This is a genomic window from Coleofasciculus sp. (assembly GCF_046539235.1).
Classification (GTDB): Bacteria; Cyanobacteriota; Cyanobacteriia; order Cyanobacteriales; family Coleofasciculaceae; genus Coleofasciculus.
In genome coordinates this window covers 1-6411 of sequence record NZ_JBKHHI010000384.1, presented here as the reverse complement: position 1 = coordinate 6411, position 6411 = coordinate 1, and the positions used below count along the sequence as shown (strand labels likewise).

At 45.6% G+C, this 6411-nt stretch carries 5 protein-coding genes; 2 read left to right on the top strand and 3 right to left on the bottom strand.

The annotated features are described in order from the left end of the window. Nucleotides 1-17: 17 nt before the first annotated feature. Together crtB and ACLFWI_RS24705 are read right to left on the bottom strand one after the other, a co-directional pair. Nucleotides 18-917 carry a cyanoexosortase B gene (gene crtB / locus ACLFWI_RS24710; RefSeq protein WP_446415120.1) on the bottom strand — a complete coding sequence of 300 codons (900 nt, stop codon included), beginning with the start codon at nucleotides 915-917 and terminating at the stop codon, nucleotides 18-20. Nucleotides 918-921: 4 nt separating this feature from the next. After that, on the bottom strand, nucleotides 922-2091 hold the full coding sequence (locus ACLFWI_RS24705; protein ID WP_446415119.1) for a DegT/DnrJ/EryC1/StrS family aminotransferase: 1170 nt from the start codon (nucleotides 2089-2091) through the stop codon (nucleotides 922-924). 294 nt (nucleotides 2092-2385) lie between these two features. Between ACLFWI_RS24705 and ACLFWI_RS24700 the strand changes: the two genes are divergently transcribed. Together ACLFWI_RS24700 and ACLFWI_RS24695 are read left to right on the top strand one after the other, a co-directional pair. Continuing rightward, nucleotides 2386-3543: a DUF1517 domain-containing protein gene (locus ACLFWI_RS24700; protein WP_446415118.1), complete on the top strand. Its 1158-nt coding sequence runs from the start codon at nucleotides 2386-2388 to the stop codon at nucleotides 3541-3543. Nucleotides 3544-3774: 231 nt separating this feature from the next. Further along, nucleotides 3775-4683: an Rpn family recombination-promoting nuclease/putative transposase gene (locus ACLFWI_RS24695; RefSeq protein ID WP_446407667.1), complete on the top strand. Its 909-nt coding sequence runs from the start codon at nucleotides 3775-3777 to the stop codon at nucleotides 4681-4683. Between the two features lie 93 nt (nucleotides 4684-4776). Here the strand turns inward: ACLFWI_RS24695 and ACLFWI_RS24690 are convergent, their stop codons facing one another. After that, nucleotides 4777-6273 (bottom strand): hypothetical protein, encoded by a 1497-nt coding sequence (locus tag ACLFWI_RS24690; protein ID WP_446415117.1) that lies wholly within the window; start codon nucleotides 6271-6273, stop codon nucleotides 4777-4779. Nucleotides 6274-6411: the final 138 nt, after the last annotated feature.

Sequence of the window (6411 nt, the reverse complement as noted above, 5' to 3'; positions counted from 1 at the left end):
TTTTTAACCTTTCAAATTCAATCTCCCTCAGATACGGAATGATGGGTTGGGGGTTCGGTATCAACAAAACGTTCAATAACTTTAAGTAAAATCACCAACGCTCCTAACATTCCCGCCGAATACAGATCCCCACCCCAACTTTCATGCAGCCAATGGAATGCTCCGTCCATGCCGGTGCCATGGAAAAATGTGAGTAGGGTATTGCGAATGATATTACCAATTACGCTAACCAACACCGCACCAATGAGCAAGAGTGTAGTCTTCTGTCGGGATATCCACGCCCCACTCCAGTACAGCAGCATTAAACTCACATATAAACTGGTAAACAGCATCTTTAAGCCGGCGCAGTGGGGGGCGACTTCGACAATTCGTCCGCCGACAAATAAGTTAATGCCAACGACATTAACATCAATGCCAAATTGAATCAATATAAAGCCTGCAACTCCGGCAATAAAGCGCTGTAGGGGCAAGGCGTAGGGTTCGATTAAGTAAGGAAATGCCGTTGGTGTTGCTAAAATCACCAAAAGTAGGGGAAAGCTTTGTAAGCGTAAGCCAGGAATCCCTTTAAACCACAAACAAAGTCCCGCTAAAACCGTGGGAAAGGAAATATTAACCAGTTCCGATTGACCCGACAGATAAAAGACGCCACCAACTGCCAGTAATCCTAACCCGATATAATTCGATTTATCCGGTATAGTTTGCCACTGCTGGCGGTGAGTCCAGGCGATATAGGCGGCAAAGGGCAGTCCAATTAAACCGTGGCTAAAGTATTCGTGTTCAATGCTAATACTTTTATTTAGCCAGCCATCATACCAGTGAATCAGTAGAGGCGCATAGAGGATAATCAGTAAAGCCGCGATCGCACCATCCCACAGGTGACGGTCAATGGCAATGGGAATCTTTTGTCCAAGTTGCATGATCTTACCCCGAAATTACAGCCGCCGGATGCGGTTCAAACAAGCTATTAAGGCAATCAACCACTCGCTCAATTTGAGCGTTACTTATTCCAGGATACATAGGCAATGATAAAATTTCCTGGCACAGGGTCTCAGCATGGGGAAAATCACCCTTTTGATACCCCAAATAGTGATAAGCAGGTTGTAGATGGCAAGGGAGGGGATAATGGATACCTGTTTGAATCCCAGCGGTATTGAGTTTCTCTTGCACCATTTCCCGACTCAGGGAACAGGCGGCGGTAATCCGAATCACGTACAAATGATACACATGACCCGTACCGCTTTGGTTTTGGATGGGGATAATCCCTTTTTCGGCTAGGGGGGCTAATAATTGGTCATAATACTGGGCGGCGGCGTGGCGAGACTGATTCCATTGGGACAAATGAGGTAACTTGGCGTTGAGAACCGCCGCTTGGATGGAATCTAAACGACTATTTTTGCCCAGTTTTGAGTGATAATATTTACGAGGTGCGCCATAATTTCGCAGCGATCGCAAGGTCTGATAGATATCGGGATCACTGGTTAGGACGATTCCGCCATCGCCAAACGCGCCTAAATTCTTACTCGGATAAAAGCTAAAGCCAGCGGCTTTACCCACCGAACCCGCCCGATACCCGTCCCGTTGGGCTAAATGGGCTTGGGCGGCGTCTTCAAAGAGTAACAGGTTATGGCTATGGGCAAAGTTGAGTGATTGCGGCGGTGATACCATCTGACCATAGAGGTGGACGGGTATAATTGCCTTGGTTTTGGGGGTGATTGCCCTTTGTGCTGCATTCAGGTCAATCAGGGCGGTGTTGGGGTCACAATCGGTTAAGACGGGCGTCGCCTTTGCCTCAAGCACACCAATGAGAGTGGCAATAAACGTATTGGCAGGAACAATCACTTCATCACCTGCACCAATCCCATTTGCTTGTAATCCTAGCGCGATCGCATCTGTCCCGGAAGCGACACCGACACCATACTCTGCACCAGAAGCTTTTGCAAAGGCGGCTTCCAAGTCGGCTAAGGCTTGACCTAAAACGAAATCGCCGCGCTGGATAACCGTCTGAATCGCTTGTTCAATGTCAGCTTGAATTGGCTGGTGTTGCAGCGTCAGATCAACAAAAGGAATGGTTTCTGGGGGTGGGGGGTTCATGAATACACTGGGAAAGAATAGGAGTTTACTGAGTTAGGTTATTTTATCCCTTATTTAATTTATGTCCGATTTAGCTGCTAATGCCTACCCTAGAATTATCAAGTTTTGGTAAAGTTTCCGGTTAACCTACGTCTGGTAGCCAAGCTGTAGGGGCGGGTTTTACCGATAACATTTGGGAATCAACCGATAACCTAACTAAACCCGCCCTTCTCTACCATGATGGCGATGAAACGATGAATGATTTTCACCAAAAAGCTAGAATTGTAGCTAAGGGAGTAGCATCGGGGGGACTTTATGAATCGGCTACCACGGATGAACTTTAAGACGTTATTGGCTACCGCTGTTTGTTTAACCCTAATTAACAGTGTAGACCTAGAGGTATCGCGCGATCGCATCAGCGCCTCGATTGATATGCGTCACGACGCCTATGCTAGAAGTAGTGGGGGACGCAGCGGTGGCGGTTCCTTTAGTCGCGGTTCATCTTCCCCTAGCCGTTCATCTTCCCCTAGCCGTTCATCTTCCCCTAGCCGTTCATCTTCCCCTCCATCATCGTCGAGAACATCTCCATCTCAATCTAATCCTACCAATAGAGGAACAACCGGGGGACGAGCTAGTGGCGGTACATTAAACAAACCCACATTTCCAACTCCGACTCAAAGGGAGCCCCATCAACCCAGTCACTCGTCAACCCATCCCAGTCGCACCCCTCACCCGTCTTATGGACATGGACATCAAGGGGTGAACTCCACGAAATCAGCGAACCCATTACCCGTCTTCATCGTTTTACTATTTTTTGGTGTCGGTATTTTCCTGGTTGTTTATCTGCTAATCAGGTTAATTTTGTCTCTTCTCAAACGCCGAAAAGCCGCCACCAATGAACTAGAAAATGATATTGTCACAGTGAGTAAATTACAGGTCGCCTTATTTGCTCACACCCCAAACTTGCAATCAGAGTTATCGGAACTCGCCTTAACTGTCGATACAACGACTCCCGAAGGCTTACTCGAACTGCTGCAAGAATCGGCGTTAGTTTTGCTACGTCATTCAGATACCTGGAGTCATGTTTTAAGCAGTTCGCAAAGCGTTGATATCGAGGCAGCAAAAACACTATTTACCCAACTTTCGGTAGAAGAACGCAGCAAATTTAGTGCCGAAACCCTGAGCAATGTTGGCGGAAGAGTGCGGCAAAAAGTTCCGGTAATGCCAGATGCTCAGGAAGACCCAGCGGCTTATATTGTCGTGACGCTGTTAGTGGGAACAGCAGATGATCACCCGTTGTTTGGCGACATTCGTTCAGCCGAAACCCTGAATCAGGCATTACAAAAAGTGGCGTCAGTACGTCCTGACTATTTGATGACTGTGGAACTGCTGTGGAGTCCTCAAAGTCAAGATGATAGTCTAACTTATGATGAATTATTGACGGAATATACAGATATGATTCAAATCATTTAATGAAGAAAAATGCCTCCTCAAGAGGAAATGTAGAGACGTTGCATGCAACGTCTCTACTAACACAGGGGGTTAAATAAAGGGCGACCCGATCAAATTGAGGGGATTTGTTGATTTGTGCAAGCGGGTCGCCCCTACACAAATACAAAAGGTGACATGCTCCTGTTCCCATTTCCCATACCCTTATCTCGTGAAATTTAATTTTATCCTACTCCTTATCGATGAGAAAAAACCATGAAATTTATCAGTCCTAAAGTAGATTATGCATTTAAAAAAATATTTGGTTCTGACCAAAGCCAAGAAATACTGATTAGCTTTCTCAATGCCATTATTTATAGTAACAAAAACGTTATTCGTTCTTTAACCATTCTCAATCCATACAATCCTGGTAAAGTTCGAGAGTTAAAAGAGAGCTATTTGGACGTGAGAGCCATTTTGCATGACGGCTCGACTGTTATTATTGAAATGCAAGTATCCAGCACAAAAGCTTTTGATAAACGGGTCACGTATAACCTAGCTAAGACTTACGCAAATCAGTTAGGCGTTGGCGAAGGTTATTGGCTTTTAAATCCAGTAATTGCTATAAATATTGCTGATTTTATCATGTTTCAAGAAACCCCTAAAGTTGTGACAAAGTTTATTTTAAAAGAAGAGGAAGAGTCATTTAGGTATAAAGCCGTAGAATTAAAACTCATTTTCATAGAATTACCGAAATTCAATAAAACCTTGTCTGAGTTAAACAGTTTGACGGACAAGTGGATTTACTTTATTAAAGAAGCAGCAACCTGGGAAAGCATTCCAGCACCATTAGCGGAAGTATCTGCAATAGAGAAAGCGCTAAATATCGCGAATCAAGCAAATCTCACCGTAGCAGAATTGGAGGAGTTGGAGCGGCGAGGAATAATGTTACAAGATGAAACAGGGCGAATCATTCAAGCTAAAGATGAAGGAATTCTACAGGGAAAGCTAGGAGTAGTAATAAGTTTACTCCAGCAGCGTTTTGGCGAAATTCCTAAAAACATTAGCCGCAAAATCGAAGGCTTGTCTGGGAAAGATTTAGAACGCTTAGTTCAGACAATTTTAAGCTTTAATAGCCTGGAAGATTTGTCGATTTGGTTAGAACAAGATACAGCGGCGGAATAAGTTGGGAGACTGATAGTTGTCCTAATTTTTGGCTTTAGCCAACCTAATTGAATTTATGTGCTTTCGCTGACCTTTTCCTCCCCTCATCTCCTCTCAACGTTGAGACCAAGGAATCTCAGACTTATCGGCTAAGAAACTCGCCACCGCCGCTGCGCCATACCGATTAAGATGACTCGGATCAGCAAAATACTGATTCTGATTTTTCCATTGCTCTCCTAAATCCACAAAAACAAACTCATTGCGAGTCGCTTTTTGCTGCATTCGCTGTCGAAACTGCCGTTCACGAGTTAAACGCACCGAATCTAAATAATCCTCACTCACAGGCAAATTCACAATCACCAAAGGAATCTGCTGCTGTGCTAAAAACGCCTGAATCGAATTCAACGCCATCGCCTGGGAACCGGCAAAGCTAAACGGTTGATAATCCGCATCATAACGCCCAGCCACACGGGGATTTTGTTGATAGTAAGTTTTCGGGTCAAATTTACTATCCATTGGCAAAAAGCCATTGGCATCCATCGCGATCGCACTGTACCCTGTAGTATTGCGTGCCAGTGCTAATCGTTGTGGTTGGCTTCCCCCTAACTGAGTTAAGAGTAACCGAGTCTCTGGAGTGGTGACAGGATTGCTACTGGTTTCAAAGGAAACGCGGGTTAATCGCCAGCGTTCAGCCGTATCATTAGCAGGTATCGTGTCGCTCGGTTGTGTCGATTTATCCGAATCAGGATTCTGGGTAATTGATGCCGGAATCTCTTCACAATTCTCTGGAGTTTTGGTCGTCGGTTCCGGTAGTTTGGGGCGATTTCCTGCCATTACCTGTTGATATCCCGCCGATGTTGCTAAACTATTATAGGTTTTATCCGTTCGCCCACTATTAAACGCTCGCACGCCATCTGCCCAAATCACCAAGCGCGGGAGTTGTTCCGGCGTTAAAAGTTGCCGCAGTTGAAAATCAACCACTTGAGCCGTCGCCCCATTCACGCCAAAGTTGAAAATTTTCAAAACACCTTTTCCGTAACGCGCCAGAACTTGTTGCAGTTGTTGGGGATCAACACCAACTAATGCCCGTGAACTGCCCACAATCAGGACATCTGGCGGACCAACGGCGGCGACGTAAGAAAGATACAGCAGGAGTTGTTCTTCAAAGATGGGGTTATCAAAGCTGGCAAAGGGTAGAGGAGAGGTTTTTGTCGTCGCTTTTTGTTGGGCAACATCTAAGTTCCTCAGATATTCTGCCACCTTTTTCTGAGCAAATGCCCGTTTCGGACTATCCGGTGACACCGATTGCATCGCCTCAATCGCTTGAATCCAGCCTAAGACAACCAAATCCCAATCTTGAGGGGATTGGGCAGATTGGGCAAGATTCGCCGCCCCCGTGGCTTTGTCAATCGCTTTGGTAAAGGGATCAACTTGAGGTGGACAGGATGGGGAATTTTCCACCGCTAGAATGGATTCAGCCTGGGAGTCAGCTTGAGATGGGGAATGCTGACCCTCAGCCGTATCGGGGGGTAAATTTAAGGAACAGCCAGTTACCCCCACCAATAAGGCAGCGAGGGCGGTATAGGGACGTTTCCAATAAAAATTAGCCATAAGGCGATCGCACTCTAGATTTAAATTTTGTGCTGAGAACCACGCTCAGCCGGAATTTATAGCCAGATAGTTTTATCCTTTCTTCATTATGCTCAAAATCGGCAGGGCAATGGATCAAACTTTCTCAATGTATCCACC

Bases quoted from the DNA above. Each gene is read 5' to 3' on its own strand.
- crtB (WP_446415120.1), bottom strand. From the start codon at position 917: ATGCAACTTGGACAAAAGATTCCCATTGCCATTGACCGTCACCTGTGG.
- ACLFWI_RS24705 (WP_446415119.1), bottom strand. From the start codon at position 2,091: ATGAACCCCCCACCCCCAGAAACCATTCCTTTTGTTGATCTGACGCTG.
- ACLFWI_RS24700 (WP_446415118.1), top strand. From the start codon at position 2,386: ATGAATCGGCTACCACGGATGAACTTTAAGACGTTATTGGCTACCGCT.
- ACLFWI_RS24695 (WP_446407667.1), top strand. From the start codon at position 3,775: ATGAAATTTATCAGTCCTAAAGTAGATTATGCATTTAAAAAAATATTT.
- ACLFWI_RS24690 (WP_446415117.1), bottom strand. From the start codon at position 6,273: ATGGCTAATTTTTATTGGAAACGTCCCTATACCGCCCTCGCTGCCTTA.